The organism is Nitrosomonas oligotropha (assembly GCF_009833085.1).
In the GTDB taxonomy this organism is placed as follows: domain Bacteria; phylum Pseudomonadota; class Gammaproteobacteria; order Burkholderiales; family Nitrosomonadaceae; genus Nitrosomonas; species Nitrosomonas oligotropha.
On record NZ_QRBZ01000005.1, the window covers coordinates 1 to 15776 of the forward strand.

A 15776-nucleotide genomic window follows, 5' to 3' on the forward strand; every position below is an offset into this window, starting at 1 on the left:
AGCCACATAAGAGTTTGAGTAATGCCACTCCTTATGAAATACTCAACGCTTATTTCTATCAACCTCTCTGTAAACAACCCTGAGATTTCTTACACATTAGTTAATATGAATGGGATTATAAGTACCGCAGTCGGTTACGACTTCCCAGGCATCATGATGCTCTTGGTACATTTTATTGAGCGCGTCTTCTACTTTCACGTAATAGGGGCGGCGCATGCCATGATAGTCTACCGGTGGTCCGATCGGATTGAAATTCAAGCCGTAAAAACCCATCAGCTTATTCAGCGCAGGATCGGCAACCGACAGCCAGTGCTTGATATTGTATTTGACGGACATGCGCAACACACCCGCCATCAACACCAGCCCGATGCTGAGCGCGGAACGGCGGTCGCTGGAACGGCGGTCCTGTGTGTTTCTTTTATCGCTGTCAGTCTCGGTGGTTTCCTTACGGCGCTCTTCCCTGCGCCGCTCGTCTTTACGCCGGTCAAATTGGCTGATCACCAGGAAACGGGAAATCTCAGCCGTCTGCTGGCGCGGTAACGCTTTGATATCGCACAATGCCGGGTCTGTTTGGCTATACAATTCAACCGGCAATAGCTTCTCAGGCCGCGTTGAATCCGGCAGAATTAACCGTACCGTGCCGATAAATTGTCCCGATGGGCGATAGCGCAAAAGCACATGGCAGGAGTGGCTGTCATAACTATCTTTTTCCTTTTCATCCGGACAAAGCGCAGGATCGAATCCGGGTAAACGCTGTTCCACGCACAGTACCTGATAGCGAATTCTATAAACATGCTCAAGCAGCTCAGCTGTATCAGCGACTACAATTTCAAAGAACTTCTGAAAATTTTGATACAAATCATTCATAGAATCACCCAATTAAATATGCAGCTGGTTACATTCATTTTTAGCACTCCCCGGACATTCGTTGATATCAAGAAAAGTGTCAGAATAGTAAACTGTGCTGGCGCTACATCATCATTGAAAAAGCGCAGAATCTACGGTGCATTTCTTATTTTTAGCCGCACGAAACAAAGCTTTTCTTTCAATAAGTAATATAAATTTACTACAGCGGTCATTTAAGTATATTTAAAGCGAATATTCAACTGATCTTTAGCAATTAATGGCAGAATTACAACAAAGATAACTGCTTGTACACAATAAACAACAATTGCGCGCAGATTGATGAAATTTAATCGATTAAACCAACACTTCGATGGGTACGGGGTGACTTAAGAATGCGACCGGACTAGCGGTTAAACCGTAAGCGCCCGATTGTAACACCACAACCAAATCACCGGCGGATGCCTCGGCCATGGGTAACTGATCGGCCAATACATCCAGCGGTGTGCACAATGGTCCCGTAACGGATACCACTTCCCTTTCCGCGCCGCGGACTTTATTGCCGATGATGACCGGATAGTTCTTGCGGATGACCTGGCCGAAATTGCCGGAAGCCGCCAGGTGATGATGCAGTCCGCCATCGGTGATGAGAAAAACCTGCCCGCGCGAGATTTTACGTTCCAGAACCCGGCACACATAAATCCCCGCTTCCGCAACGATATACCGGCCTAATTCGATTGCGATTCTGGCGCTTGGCAACTGCCGCTGCACTTCCGGCATCAGACGCTGCAAATTTTCCCCCACAGCAGCAAGATTCAGTGCCCGCTCTCCGGGAAAATACGGCACCCCCAAACCGCCGCCGATATTCAACAAGCGCGGCGGCGATGGCGCGTATTCAGCCAGCCGGATACCCAGCTGCAAGGACTTTGCATGCGCTTCCTGCAGCGCGGCTGCATTGAGACTCTGCGAGCCGCTGAAAATGTGGAAACCGGTAAAGTCCAATCCAAGCACAGCCAGCCGTTTTAATGTATGCGGCACGCACTCGGCATCGATACCGAATGGCTGCGGCCCACCGCCCATTTTCATGCCGGAAGACTTGAGCGCAAAATCCGGATTCACCCGGATGGTTACCTTGGGCATCATCCCTAAACTGGCTCCCAGTTGCGCAATCAATTCCATTTCCTGACCGGATTCAATATTAAGAACAACACCCGCCGCAATCGCACTGCGCAGTTCGTGTTCTTTTTTCCCCGGCCCGGCAAAACTGATATGACCCGGTGGCAGAACCGTATCCAGCGCCACGCGCATCTCGCCCGCCGAAGCCACATCCATGCCGTCGACCAAACCGGCCACATGCTGCACCAGCGCCGGCATCGGGTTGGCTTTCATGGCGTAGTGCAGCAAAATCCCGTCGGGTAAATGACACCGCAAAAATGCAATCCGGTCACTGATTTTCTGCCGGTCATACGCATAAAACGGCGTCGTACCCACGCGTTGCGCTAAACGCGTCAACGCCATACCGCCCACTTGCAGGCAATCGTCCTGCACGGCAAACTGCACCAGCGGCGCATGTTCCGGAGGTAAATTGCTCATTGCGCGGTTTCCTTAAATAAATGCTGTAATTCCTGAGAAAGCAATTTGCGGTCTATTTTACCGTTCGGGTTGCGCGGCAGATCACCCTCACGCATTTCGATGTGACTGGGCAGCATATACGCAGGCAATCGCTGTTTGCATAGATGCAGCAAAAGACCGGCATCCGGCTGCATGCCGCGGCGGGCCGTCACAATCACCGCAATCGCTTGCCCCAGTACGGGATGCGGCACACCGATCGCAACCGCTTCCGCAACACATTCCGACGCATAAATAACTTCTTCCACTTCGGTAGGGCTGACCCGGTAACCGGAGGTTTTGATCATTTCGTCGCGGCGTTCGATGAAATACAAAAAACCTTCTTCATCCATGCGGACGGTATCGCCGGACCAGGCAGCGATCTCCGCAAGTGGCAACCCGGCCTGGCGCGCTTTCAGCGGTTTGAAGCACAACGCCGTTCTTTCCGCATCGTTCCAATACCCCATCGCCACCAATGCGCCCCGCTGCACCAATTCGCCCGGCTCACCCGGTGCGCACGGTGAGCCATCGTCGCGCAGAACCAAAACTTCCGCACTCGGTACCGCCTTGCCGATCGAATCCGGACGCCGCTCGATTTCTTCCGGCGCCAGATAGGTCGAGCGGAACGCTTCGGTAAAACCATACATCAGGAAAACCTGCGTTGCCGGTAAAACACTGCGCAATTGATTCAGCGTCGCACGCGGCATGGCGCCGCCCGAATTGGTGATATAACGCAACGACGGCGCTTTTCCCCAGTCCAATTGCGCCAGCTGAATCCACAATGGCGGCACAGCCGCAAGGCCGGTGATTCCCTCGTCGTTGACGATGCGGATGATGTCGCGTGGAAGCAGATAATTCATCAGGATATTGGTTGCGCCTGCGTAAAAAGCGGTCGTCAATTGATTCAATCCATAATCGAAGCTGAGCGGCAGCACCGTCAAAATCCGGTCATCAGGACGGTTTTGCAAATACTGCGCGACACTTTTCGCGCCAGCCAGCAAATTGCGATGCGACAGCACTACGCCCTTGGGTTTGCCAGTGCTGCCCGAGGTATAGATAATCGCCGCCATATCGCTATCGATCACGCCCGATGCGGAATGTTCTTTTTGCACCGCAGAAACAGCTTGCCAACCGGCAACTGTCAAACCAGCAAGCGCAGGCAAACGATCTCCGCCATCCACGACAATCACGGTATGCAAGTCGTGGCACAGCGGCAAAACCGCTTGCAGCAATTTCAACCGCTCCAGTGAGGTCACCAATATCCTGACATTACAATCGATCAGGATGTACGCCACCTGTTCCGGCTTCAATACCGGATTCACCGGAACCATCACACCACCCGCCGCCGTCGCGGCAAAGAGCGCGATTACGGTCTCGAAACGTTTCTCGAGATAAACCGCCACACGCTCGCCGCGGCTCAAGCCACATGCGCGCAAGCCATCCGCCGTTGCCGCGACTGCCCCTGCCAGCATGACATAGCTCATACGCTGATTGTCATAAGACAAGGCTTCGGCATCCGGTGTCCGTCCGGCAGCGGCAAAAATCAGATCATGGATCAAGTCAGTCATTGAGCAAACGCGCTTGTTAGTGCCACAAGAAAAGCATCCGAATTAGAAAGTGCGCCCATTATAATCGGCTTTGGCTTTCATACGGCTATCAACATACCCGGCGGAATCGCGTAAACTATCCGCTTTCCAATATTCGGCGTAATAGTTGACACAACAATCATGATGGTACGCACACGATTTGCTCCCAGCCCAACCGGCTATCTCCACATCGGCGGCGCACGCACCGCGCTGTTTTCCTGGGCTTATGCCCGCAAGCACGGCGGAAAATTTATTCTGCGCATTGAAGATACCGATCTGGAACGTTCGACGCAACAATCGATCCAGGCGATTCTGGACGGCATGGCGTGGCTGGGACTGGATTACGACGAAGGGCCGTTTTATCAGATGCAGCGCTTAGCGCGTTATCACGAAATTGCCGAGCAATTATTGCAGAATAATCAAGCGTATTACTGCTACGCCACCAAGGAAGAATTGGAACAAATGCGTGAGCAGCAATTGGCGGCGGGTTTGAAGCCCCGTTACGACGGGCGCTGGCGCGATAGCAAGCAAACCCCGCCCGCCGGTGTAAAACCGGTGCTGCGGTTCAAAAACCCGCTGGACGGTTACGTGACCTTCAACGATCAGATCAAGGGAAAAATCACCGTCGCCAACAATGAACTCGACGATCTGGTGCTGCTGCGCGGCGATGGCGTGCCAACGTATAATTTCAGCGTGGTGATCGACGATCTGGACATGAATATCACCCATGTCATCCGCGGCGACGACCACGTCAACAATACCCCGCGCCAGATCAATATTCTTAAGGCATTGGGCGCCACATTGCCGGAATACGCGCATGTGCCGATGATTCTGGGGGCTAACGGCGAGCGCTTGTCGAAACGGCATGGCGCGGTCTCGGTCATGCAGTATCACGAGGATGGGTATTTGCCGGAAGCGCTGTTGAATTATCTGGCGAGACTGGGATGGTCGCACGGCGACGAGGAAATTTTCAGCCGCGAACAGTTGGTAGAATGGTTCGATTTATCCGCGATCAGCCGCTCTCCGGCGAAATTCAATCCGGAAAAACTGCATTGGATCAATCAGCAATATCTCAAAATAACGGATAATACCCGTCTGGCCGGACTGGTAACACCTTTCCTGGCGAAAGACGATTGCCCGACGAATGGCGGCCCCAATCTGACGCAGGTTGTCGATTTGCTCAAGGAACGGGTGAATACCATCGAAGAATTGGCGGATGCCGCAGTGTATTTTTACCGCCCGCTGGAACCCGACAATGAACTGAAAGCACAGCACTTTACTGCGGAAACGAAACCGATCATGACCGGCCTGCTGGAAAAATTCCGCCACATCGAATGGACACGGGAAATCATCCATCAGGAAATAAAAGCTGCCGCCAAGGAACATGATGTAAAACTGCCGAAAATCGCCATGCCGTTACGGGTCATGGTCACCGGCGAAGTTCACACCCCGTCGATCGATGCGGTACTGGCGTTGCTCGGACGCGAGGAGACACTGGCGCGCATGAACAGTCATCTCAGCAGTTTTCCCGGTTGATCTTTTCTTTACAATAAATCATCGCATCAGTATAATCCCCCTTCCTTTGATCAGGGGGTATAGCTCAGCTGGGAGAGCGCTTGCATGGCATGCAAGAGGTCAGCGGTTCGATCCCGCTTATCTCCACCAAGTTTTTCTTGGATTAAGCGGTGCTATAAACGAAACATCATTTTGTCCCCATCGTCTAGAGGCCTAGGACATCGCCCTTTCACGGCGGTAACACGAGTTCGAATCTCGTTGGGGACGCCAAGTACACTAAGGCTTGAAAAATTCAGGCCTTTTTTATTTTCTTGGCGCGAGAAACCACATCTGATCCAAAAAATGCGAGGTCACTCGGCGTAGTTGTTATCCGAGTACATTTCCAGAAGAAATTTTTCTTAACTGACGGGAAGAAAAATCGTGTCTTTTTCAAATAATTGATTGAATTCGCTTGCAGGCACGGGCTTTGAGAACAAGTATCCTTGCCCGAAATCACAACCGATTTGCTGCAATAATTCAAACTGCGCCCACGTTTCTATACCTTCCGCAACCACGCTTAAGTTAAGTTTATGGGCCATCACAATCATGGCTTCGCATAAGGTCAGGTCGTCCGAATCCGGACTCAGGTTCTGCACAAAAGACTTATCGATCTTGATGTAATCGATATCGAATTTTTTCAGGTAGGCAAGCGACGAGTAACCGGTGCCGAAATCGTCCAACGCCACTTGCATTCCATCATCCCGCAGCATCAGCAGATAATCGCAAACATTATTTTTTGCCTCCATCAGCGAGCTCTCGGTAATCTCAATGACAATGCTCTCACCCGGCAAACCAAGCTGCCGCAGGTATTCAAACCAAGAATGACAGCGTCCGGGATCCACTTTAAACTGAAACGGGGATTTATTAACGCTGATCTGAAATTCCGGATTGTAGCGCGCGCGGCACAGCTGCACTTGCGCAGCCGCTTGGCGAAACACCCATTCACCGATTTCAATGATCAGACCTGTTTCTTCCGCGATGGGAATGAAATTATCCGGACTGATCAGACCAATTACGGGGTGCTGCCAGCGAATCAGCGCTTCCGCTTTACGGATCCTGCCGTCTGCCAGATCGATGATGGGTTGGTAATGCACCACTAACTCGTTTCTTTGCACCGCATAGCGCAAATCATTGGCCAGCCGCATGCGCGTATTGGCGGCTTCCTGCATACTGGGGGTGTAATAAAAAAAGCAGTTCTTTCCTTCACGTTTCGCGGTGTACATGGCTTGATCGGCACATTTGAGCAGGCTGGCCACATCGCTCGCGTCTTCCGGGCAGAGCGCCACTCCGATGCTGGCCGTGAGATAGGCAATTTCACCATCCAGATGATAAGGAATGGCCAATTGCTCCAGTATTGAATTAACACAATAACCGGCCCGGCCAATTTCATTCACGTCACTCAGGATCAAGGCAAACTCATCACTCCCCAAGCGCCCCAGCATGCCTTTCCCTCGTGTGAAAGCCGCCAGTCTGCGAGTCACTTCCCTGAGCAGTTGGTCGCCATACAGATGCCCAAGCGTATCGTTCACTTCCCTGAAACGATCGAGATTGATCAAGATTAACGCCAGTTGCCTGTTATCACGCTGGCAGCGCTTTATTTCCTCGTGCAAGCAATCGTATATCATGCGCCGGTTGGGTAATTCCGTCAGCATATCGTAGTTGGCCTGTTTCCAAATCAACGCCTCTTTTCTCTTTTTCTCAGAGATATCGCTGAATAATCCAACCCAGCCTTGAATAGCGCCATCGGGACCGTAAATCGTGTTGATACTCAGTATTTCCGTAAATAATTCGCCATTCTTGCGGCGGTTTTGTATTTCCCCCTGCCATTTCCCCGTCGTGCTGATGGATTGCCACATGGTCCGGTAAAATTCTTTGCTATTCAGTCCCGCACTCAGGATTTTAGGATTCTTTCCAAGAATTTCATCGGGTTGATAACCCGTCACATCCGTAAAAGCCGAATTAACACTGATGATGCATTTATTCGCATCGGTGACCATCATCGCTTCACTGCTTCTTTGATAAACCAGCGCAGCCAATTTCATGTCCGCCTGCGATTTCCTTAACTCGTGGATAATCAGCGTCAGCAATAAACCAATCACGGCGATGACCAGAAAGGCAAGCTGCATATTGATCAAGCCGGATTCTTGCAAATCCCTTCCAAAGAAACCGATTCCTTGCGCCGCGCCGATCATGGCCTGTATAAATGTCATAGTAATCACCAGCGTGATACCGTGGCGGCCGAAACGGATAGCGCCCCAAGTGGCAAAAACAATGATCCAGTAACCGCGAGCAATGAATCCCAGCTCCTGATGAAACCACTCGAGAAAAACGATTTGCCCGGCCAGAAAAGTCAGGCCGGCAAACGCGGCAGTCTCTAAAATACGGCCCCCCTCGAACCACCCTTCCGGTAATTTCCGCCATGTCAGGAAAAACGGAGTGAATATCACGATTCCCAGCAGATTGGCTATCCACCACAGCAGCATGCTGAAAGTTAATACTCTGGGGCTGAGTTCATCGATCAAATACAACCCGATGACGCATAGAATAGTACCGATAGTGATGGATAAAATCGCTGCCAAACCGAGACGGAGATAATCGTCGGACCGTTCAAGACCGGCGATATTTTGATAACCCGCGCCTTTGAGCTGCCAATTCAGAATCCAAACGGCGATAAGCGGTTCACAGGTATTGCCGATGACGAATATCAGATTCGCTTCCAGGGATTTACCCGCCAAATAATTGGCCATGAAAACACCCAGTGCGATGCCCGGCCATAATCGATAGCCTCCGGCAAGCAAAGCCGCCAAAGCTAATCCGCTAGGTGGCCAGATGGGAGAAAAATTTCCCTGGGCGGCAAAATTTTCAATAATCACGCTCGCCAGCACGGCATAGGTCAATGCCAGCAACCCCATGCAACCCATTCCCACCCAATTGTTCAGCAACTGCTGCTTCAGTGAGCGAGTAATTTGTTGTTTTATTAAAGCAAGCATAATTTTTATGATGATTATTCTCGATTTAAAAAGCATTTTTTCGCCAAAACCATTTGCTGCAACTGCAACTTGTTTAGCCCCCACACAGTCCTTCGACTGTTGCGTCAGTGACTCGGCCGATGCTTCCGCTCCTCCTGCCAGCGCAGCATTCTGTTGTGTAACCGCATGCTTTTAAACAGGTAAATTTAACTTCATTGTCACTCATATCGATGTGTACGCTTATGGCAAATATTACGATTAATTCTTCCTATCGGAGAGAGAGAAAGTTCTTATTTTTACAGCATGTTATTCCTATTCACAGAGAAGTACTTATCTGACAAACCCAGATCAAATTTAAACAGCACCACCTTGATACAGGTCAAGCGTGCCGCATCAAAAATGACACCGGTTATGTCTATGGAAGGTTCATTTTAAAAACAGCAGAATGGATTGTTAGCTTACCAGCATGCAGTTAAACCTTGTTCCGGTTCTTGCACTGATTATCAATCATGCCTGCATTTTTATAAGCAAATCGCTTAGATAGAAATAAGCAAAAGCTTATTTCTTTATCCAGCCAGCGGCCTTATCATGAAAAAAATCTGGAGCATTAAGAAGATTCCCAGATAAATCAGTCATCAAAGTAAAGATCGGTGTGGGGTCTGCACTTTTGGGTACTCTGTGTATGGTCTCGCGTAGTTTCAATTCTAAAAATAAGGAGCTACTCATGAGCAAAAATAAAATTCTGGCTGCCTGCATGCTAACCTGCGCGCTGATGATGACATCGGCAGCCAAAGCAGAAAGCTATTTCATCGACAAATTCAGCCAAGGTATTGCAAACATTGCCTTCGGCTTTATTGAGATCCCCAAAAATGTCATCAATATCACCAGCGATCAAAATATTTTTCTAGGTCTGACGTGGGGTGTTATCCGCGGAATTGTGCATGGTGTGAGCCGGACACTGGTAGGCGGCGTGGAAGTCATCACTTCACCGGTTCCATCCAGTGAATTTGCCTCACCGGCTTATGTTTGGAATCGTTTCAGTGAAGACAGCCGTTATTTTGGCTTGCATTACCCTGGCTACTGGACCAGTTACGGCCCACTGGATGATGGCGAATAAGCCTGCTGCGACCCATTCAATCATAAGGATATCATCATGAAAAAATATCACTGCTTACCGCTCGCAATTTTGATACTGTTCCTGACCGCCTGCGCCACGCCCAAAACCGATACGGAAGATTTGAAGGCCGAGATTAAAGCCGCCAGAACCGGTCACTACGGGCAAGCCATGTGGCATCAAGAGCAATCCGAAGAAGATCTGGAAACCGCCAATGAGATTTTGGGTCATCTCGAGAAAAATCACTATTGGAATATCAACGAGAAGCAAAAGGCTTTAGATGCCGCAAAATCAGCCGCACGCCATCGTTTGGAAGCAGAGAAGGAAATGTGTCTGTGGCTGACAGAAGTGCATGGCCATAACCACCATAAAAAAGAATCGATTCACGATACCGTGGCTTACTTCAAAACAGGCAGCGCCGTGCCCTTTAAAACCAAAGACGAAACCATCGGCAAAGTGGGCAACTGGCTGGAAGCGCATCCCGATGCAACTGCAATCGTCACGGCATCAACTGATACTGTCGGCAAACCGGCCTACAACCAGGATTTGTCGGAAAGAAGAGCCCAGGCGGTGATACAACGATTGGTAGCAAGCGGCGCCCGGCCCAGCCAATTAATTACCAAAGCAATCGGTGAAGTTCCAGGCGCCGACAACACACCCGATCAGGAAAACCGTGTGGCGATTGTGATCACATCGCACCCCGTTTACATGGATTGTCCCAACATAAAGTAGCGTGAAAAACTCACTTGGCTGAATAAAAACCAGCCCGGTGAGTTAGAATCTCAGTTCTAACCAATACGGGGGAAAAACATGAAATTACGTTACTTTTTTATGATTGCGATAGTGCTATTCACTTTATCCGCCTGTGGACAAAAATCAACGGAAACCACAGAAAAAGTAGTCGACAAAGTCAACGACGCGCTAGATCGTCGCCCTAACGAAAAAGCGCGCGATGCAATTGAAGACATCACGAGCGCGGTAAAGGATGCTTCTGAAGAAGCTCAGGGAAAAATGGAAGAAATCGCTAAAGAGATCAAGCACCAAACCGGGGATGCTGCGAAATAATTCAGTTTGAGTTCTGCTCTTTTTTTATTTCCGAATCACATTGCAGCATTCGTTCTTTTTTCCGTCCACGCGCAGAAATAGCCTGAAACCGGAGAATCCGACACTACTGACGAAAATCCGCCAACACATTGAGTAAGTAATCCAAATCTTTCTCAGTATGTTCGGCGGAAACCTGCAAGCGGATTTCCTGGTCGCCTTGCGGTACGACCGGATAATTCAAACCGGTGGCGAGAATATCGTGATCGAATAAATGCGCCACCAATGCGGCGGTTTTGGCGGTATCGCGGACAAATACCGGCACGATGGGGTGCTCTCCGGACAAAGTTTCAAAGCCCAGCTGTTGCAATCCGGATCGGAGTTTAGCGCTGAAGCTGCGCAGTCGATTCAGCAGATGCAAGCCCTCCTCGCTTTCCAGAATATCCAACGCCGCCAGTGCAGCAGCCGCTTCGGCGGGCGTGATCGGGTTGGAATAGATATACAACGGCGCGGTTTCCCGCAAGTAAGCGATGGTCGTGGCGCTGGCGGCAACGTAACCGCCGTTGACGCCGAACGCCTTGCCGAGCGTAGCGATTAATACATCCGCCCGCCCTCCGGTAATCTCTTCAGTACCGCGCCCGGTACCGCCAAAAGCGCCGGCGCCATGCGAGTCATCCACTAGCGTGACAATTCCTTCGGGATAATCGCTTTGGTGTCTGGCACAGCAAGCATCGAGTTCATCCAACGGCGCATGATCGCCGCGCATGCTGAAAACGCCGTCAGTGACCACACAAACCCGTTGATAGCGGTCACGGTTGGTGCTCAGGACTTTTTCCAGATCATGCATGCCACCGTGCGCATAAATCGCTTTTCCGGCCGGATGTGCGAGACGGATCGCATTGATGATGCAATTGTGGTTCAGCGCATCGCTGACCACCAGCGTCTGCTCGGAAATCAATTGCGGCAGCACGCCAACCATCGTGGCATAGGCCGCGCTGAACAACAGCGCCGCTTCACGGCCATGAAACGCCGCCAGTCTGCGCTCCAGCTCCACATGCGGCGCGTACGTGCCGCTGATAAATCGCACTGCGCCGGGACCCGCGCCATATTGTTCCGCTGCCTGCGCTTCCGCCTCAATTACCGCCGGATGCCGCGCCAAGCCCAAATAGGAATTCGAATTCATGCGCAAAAATGCGCGCTTGCCATAACCGTGCAGCTGATAGCGTGGCCCCAATCCGTCTTCGCCCGCGAGAATGCCGGTAATGATTTTCTCGTCGCCCTTGCGGACACCCTGTTGTTGCAGTTGATTTAACTTGGCCAGGAATAGCGGTTCCACTTTCGATAGCGACATAGAGATCTCCAATTAACCGTTACGTAATTTGGCGCTGATGTGCGCCAGCATATCGGCCACCATGCCGGGCAAATCGAAACCCGGCTGCCAGCCCCATTCGGTGCGCGCGGCACTGTCATCCATATGCCGCGGCCAGGAATCGGCAATCGCTTGCCGCAGCGGATCGACCGTATAGCCGATGGTAAAACCGGGCAGATGCTTTTGTATTTCCGCCGCCAATTGCGCCGGAGTAAAGCTCATCGCGGTAACGTTAAAACCGTTGCGGTGCGTCAATTTGCCGGGATCGGTTTGCATTAGTTGCATTGCGGCTGCAATGGCATCGGGCATATACATCATATCCAGTTGGGTATCGGCGCGCAGAAAGCAGTCGTAATGCCGTTGTTTGACCGCGGCGTAAAAAATATCCACGGCATAATCGGTCGTACCGCCGCCGGGCAGCACTTGATTGGAAATCAGTCCGGGATAGCGCACACCGCGCGCGTCGACACCGTAGCGGCGATGATAGTAATCGCACAGCAATTCGCCCGTCACTTTGGTAATGCCATAGATCGTCGAAGGGTGCTGCACGGTATCCTGCGGCGTATTGTACGGCGGTGTGCCGGGACCGAATGCGGCAATGGAACTGGGAAAAAATACTTGGCAACCGAACTGGCGCGCGCTTTCCAGCACATTGAGCAGGCCGTTCATATTGATATCCCAGGCTTGCAACGGTCGCTCTTCGGCCACTGCGGAAAGCAGTGCAGCGAGATGATAGATCACCGTGATACCCTGCCCGGCGATCACCGCATCCAGTGCGGCCGCATCGCGCACATCGAGGCTGCAATACGGCCCGGCTTGCGCCAAACCGCCGGAAGGTTCGCGGCGGTGTCCGGCGGCAACGACATTCTCCACACCGTAACGCTCACGCAAAGCCTGCGTCAATTCCGCGCCGATTTGACCGGTCGCGCCGGTTACCAGAATCTTAGGCATTCCCACCTCCATACTTCGGTATTCTGCCGGTTTGCTGCTTTACAGCTCCTGGCAGAGGGAAATCGGAAAGCTGCGCTATTTCTTCCTGCGCTTTTCCACCGCACTGGCTAGTTGTTGCAGCACGTGTTCGGTCGCCTCAAAATTGATGCAGCCGTCCGTAACGCTCTGCCCGTAAACCAGCTCTTCGCGCTTCTTGCCATCGGCTTTCTGATTACCTTCCACCAGATGGCTTTCGATCATCACGCCGCAAATGGCGTTGCTACCGCCCGCAATCTGTTCCGCCACATCGGCCGCCACTTCGGTTTGGCGGCGGTAATCCTTGTGGCTATTGGCGTGGCTGAAATCGATCATCAAATAGGGCGGCAGCTTGGCTTTTTTCAATTCTTCCACCGCTGAAGCAACACTCGCCGCATCGTAATTTGGTTTACGCCCGCCGCGCAGGATGATGTGACAATCCTCGTTTCCTTTGGTAGCAAAAATGGCGGTATGCCCTTCCTTGGTGACAGACAGAAAATGATGCGGGCGTGAAGCGGCCGCGATGGCGTCAATCGCGATATTCAAATTGCCATACGTGCCATTTTTGAAGCCGATCGGGCAAGAAACACCGGATGCCAATTCGCGATGCCCCTGGCTTTCGGTCGTGCGTGCGCCGATGGCCGCCCAGCTGATCAAATCCGATAGATATTGCGGACTCACCAGATCCAGGTACTCGGTGGCCGAAGGCATGCCGATGGTATTCAAATCCAGCAATAACCGGCGCGCCATGCGCAGCCCTTTGTTGATATGAAAGCTGTTATCCAGATCGGGATCGTTGATCAACCCTTTCCAGCCGATGGTCGTGCGTGGTTTCTCGAAATACACCCGCATCACAATATGCAATTGCGGTTTGAGTTTTTCGCGCAAATGCTTCAACCGCGCCGCATACTCCAGCGCGGCATCGACATCGTGAATGGAACAAGGACCGACCACAACCAGCAAGCGGTCGTCCTCACCGTGCAAAATGCGATGAGTCGCTTGCCGCGCGCTATAAACGGTTTCTGTCGTACTCTCCGTCATCGGATATTCGCGATGCAGTTCAACCGGCGGAGTCAGTTCATGCACGCCGACAATACGTAAATCATCGGTCTGGTATTTCATAACAATTCCTTATTGATAGACTTCCAGGTCTAAGAGCAAAGATTCGCCTTGCAATAAACAACGCGGATCGGAAAAAACCGTATTTTAACCTAAGCGGGGAATTTCATCAGAACGGACTTCAGGAAAATCGCTCGCGCAGCCAAACTTCCAGTCTGCGCGTAGCGATCACGTCGTCACGGTTATAACCCAGTATTGCGGCTTGCAGTTTCTGTTTTTCCGTTAAGCTGGTTCCCGCGCGGAAACGGTTGAATTGCACCACCGACCATTGCGAGCCGGATTCCTCGTTTTCCCATTGGAAATTCACCAGCCCCGGATGCTTGCAGATATCTTTCAGACCATAGCCTTGCAGCGGCAACACCAGACAATCCAATACCGGATTTTGCATATCGAACAACGGACTATCCGCGCCCAGCAGCCACTTCACGGTGGCATGATTTCCCATCCCGTAACGCTCGGCGTATTTGCCGATTGTCGCCCTTTCGTGGTTGGAATAATGCGCCAGCACCAAGGCCGGATACTGTGAGCGATACGCATCCATTTTCTGCAAGAAACCCAGCCAGCCCGTATAATCGCTGGCTTCGTCATCGGTCCAGACGTATTCAAAGCTTTCCCGGTCATACGGCGGCGCCAAAAATCCCCACAAATAAACATGACGCTCGCGATTCGGGGTCAATGGGTTGTCTTCGATATCGAAATGAACCCAGGTGCCTTGCGGCAAAACGGCCTTGTTTAGTTGAAATACTTCGCTGCTCAACATCGAGCGGGCTTGCAAAATGGCGCGGTGCTTGCGTTTATTGCCTTTGAGATGCGGCACATCCGGCAGGGATTCGGCCGACTCCCCGGCAAGCTGCGAGATCGTTGCAATCCCGGCTTGCGCCAGATGATCCGCAGCTTTGCCGTGCACGCCGTACAGCAGCGAAATATCCTCTCTGGCTTCAAATTCCGGGCGGCAATACGCCGTATGCGGACAAATACGGCATTTGCTATGGCTATAGCGGACTTCCGGCGGTTGCGGCAAATCCAGCAGCACTCGCATACTGGCGATAAACTCATCGACCAATGGTTCGACTTCATCGCCCAATTGCGCAACACGGCCATCGCCCAGAAAAACCATCGCCGGTAAATTGTTGGCCAGTAAACGGCGATAGATTCCCAGCTGTATCTGAATCGATTTTTTATTTTCACTCAGGGAAAGCTTCGCGTCCGCGGGCTGATATTGACCGCTTTCATGGCGAATCAGGAAATCGGGATAACCCACTAATCCCAGTTGTTCATCCCGCAAACGGCCTTGATAAATCACCGGCGCCCCTTGCTGCATCAAGGCTTGCGTATGTTCAAAGGAAACCGCTTTGCTGACGGCATACTGATCTCCCAGCTTGGCCAGCATGGCCGCTTCATGTTCCAGACCAAGATCGCTGAGCAGCTGATTAAATCCATCGAGCTCCGTTGCAACCGGTTGATGTTTATCCAGCCAGACACGCCGGATACACGTCATCCATGCGCTGGCGTCACTGGGTTTGATCAGAGTTGGGGAAAAATTACCGGCAGTCATCGCTCTACGGGTAAGCTTGTAATGAAACCGCTGATTTTAGCGGATTTAAGCG

General features: G+C 51.6%; 12 protein-coding genes and 2 tRNA genes. 6 read left to right on the top strand and 8 right to left on the bottom strand.

Features of this window, described 5'->3' with window-relative positions:
- Positions 1 to 96 precede the first annotated feature (96 nt).
- The 3 genes from ABD07_RS02170 to ABD07_RS02180 all read right to left on the bottom strand — a co-directional run bounded on the left by ABD07_RS02170 (position 97) and on the right by ABD07_RS02180 (position 4019).
- Positions 97 to 867 (bottom strand): PEP-CTERM/exosortase system-associated acyltransferase, encoded by a 771-nt coding sequence (locus tag ABD07_RS02170; RefSeq protein WP_160816927.1) that lies wholly within the window; start codon positions 865 to 867, stop codon positions 97 to 99.
- 333 nt (positions 868 to 1200) lie between these two features.
- Positions 1201 to 2436, bottom strand: coding sequence for a pyridoxal-dependent decarboxylase, exosortase A system-associated (locus ABD07_RS02175; protein WP_160816928.1), 1236 nt, complete (start codon positions 2434 to 2436; stop codon positions 1201 to 1203).
- Positions 2433 to 4019, bottom strand: a complete 1587-nt coding sequence (locus ABD07_RS02180; RefSeq protein WP_160816929.1) for an acyl-CoA ligase (AMP-forming), exosortase A system-associated — start codon at positions 4017 to 4019, stop codon at positions 2433 to 2435. The genes ABD07_RS02175 and ABD07_RS02180 overlap by 4 nt, the downstream gene beginning before the upstream one ends.
- 162 nt (positions 4020 to 4181) lie before the next feature.
- Here ABD07_RS02180 and gltX point away from each other — a divergent pair, with 162 nt between their 5' ends.
- From gltX to ABD07_RS02195, 3 genes are all read left to right on the top strand, one after another.
- Positions 4182 to 5573 carry a glutamate--tRNA ligase gene (gene gltX / locus ABD07_RS02185; protein WP_160816994.1) on the top strand — a complete coding sequence of 464 codons (1392 nt, stop codon included), beginning with the start codon at positions 4182 to 4184 and terminating at the stop codon, positions 5571 to 5573.
- 53 nt (positions 5574 to 5626) lie between these two features.
- A tRNA-Ala gene (locus ABD07_RS02190) sits at positions 5627 to 5702 on the top strand.
- 44 nt (positions 5703 to 5746) lie between these two features.
- A tRNA-Glu gene (locus ABD07_RS02195) sits at positions 5747 to 5822 on the top strand.
- Between the two features lie 128 nt (positions 5823 to 5950).
- Here the strand turns inward: ABD07_RS02195 and ABD07_RS02200 are convergent.
- A complete protein-coding gene (locus ABD07_RS02200; protein WP_160816930.1) occupies positions 5951 to 8581 on the bottom strand; it encodes a bifunctional diguanylate cyclase/phosphodiesterase in 2631 nt (876 codons plus the stop codon).
- A 703-nt stretch (positions 8582 to 9284) separates the two neighbouring features.
- On the opposite strand from ABD07_RS02200, the gene ABD07_RS02205 reads away from it, so the two are divergent.
- The 3 genes from ABD07_RS02205 (at position 9285) to ABD07_RS02215 (ending at position 10739) form a co-directional block, all read left to right on the top strand.
- Positions 9285 to 9677 carry an exosortase system-associated protein, TIGR04073 family gene (locus ABD07_RS02205; protein ID WP_160816931.1) on the top strand — a complete coding sequence of 131 codons (393 nt, stop codon included), beginning with the start codon at positions 9285 to 9287 and terminating at the stop codon, positions 9675 to 9677.
- A gap of 36 nt (positions 9678 to 9713) precedes the next feature.
- Positions 9714 to 10406 (top strand): OmpA family protein, encoded by a 693-nt coding sequence (locus ABD07_RS02210; RefSeq protein WP_160816932.1) that lies wholly within the window; start codon positions 9714 to 9716, stop codon positions 10404 to 10406.
- A gap of 78 nt (positions 10407 to 10484) precedes the next feature.
- Positions 10485 to 10739 carry a nuclear hormone receptor family protein gene (locus tag ABD07_RS02215; RefSeq protein WP_160816933.1) on the top strand — a complete coding sequence of 85 codons (255 nt, stop codon included), beginning with the start codon at positions 10485 to 10487 and terminating at the stop codon, positions 10737 to 10739.
- Positions 10740 to 10842: 103 nt separating this feature from the next.
- On the opposite strand, the gene ABD07_RS02220 is transcribed toward ABD07_RS02215, so the two are convergent.
- The 4 genes from ABD07_RS02220 to ABD07_RS02235 form a co-directional block, all read right to left on the bottom strand.
- A complete protein-coding gene (locus ABD07_RS02220) occupies positions 10843 to 12066 on the bottom strand; it encodes an aminotransferase class I/II-fold pyridoxal phosphate-dependent enzyme (RefSeq protein ID WP_160816934.1) in 1224 nt (407 codons plus the stop codon).
- A 12-nt stretch (positions 12067 to 12078) separates the two neighbouring features.
- Positions 12079 to 13035, bottom strand: a complete 957-nt coding sequence (locus ABD07_RS02225; RefSeq protein WP_160816935.1) for an NAD-dependent epimerase/dehydratase family protein — start codon at positions 13033 to 13035, stop codon at positions 12079 to 12081.
- A gap of 75 nt (positions 13036 to 13110) precedes the next feature.
- Complete coding sequence (gene aroG / locus ABD07_RS02230) at positions 13111 to 14172, bottom strand: 3-deoxy-7-phosphoheptulonate synthase AroG (RefSeq protein ID WP_108699597.1); 1062 nt, start codon at positions 14170 to 14172, stop codon at positions 13111 to 13113.
- 118 nt (positions 14173 to 14290) lie between these two features.
- Positions 14291 to 15724: a TM0106 family RecB-like putative nuclease gene (locus tag ABD07_RS02235; RefSeq protein WP_160816936.1), complete on the bottom strand. Its 1434-nt coding sequence runs from the start codon at positions 15722 to 15724 to the stop codon at positions 14291 to 14293.
- Positions 15725 to 15776: the final 52 nt, after the last annotated feature.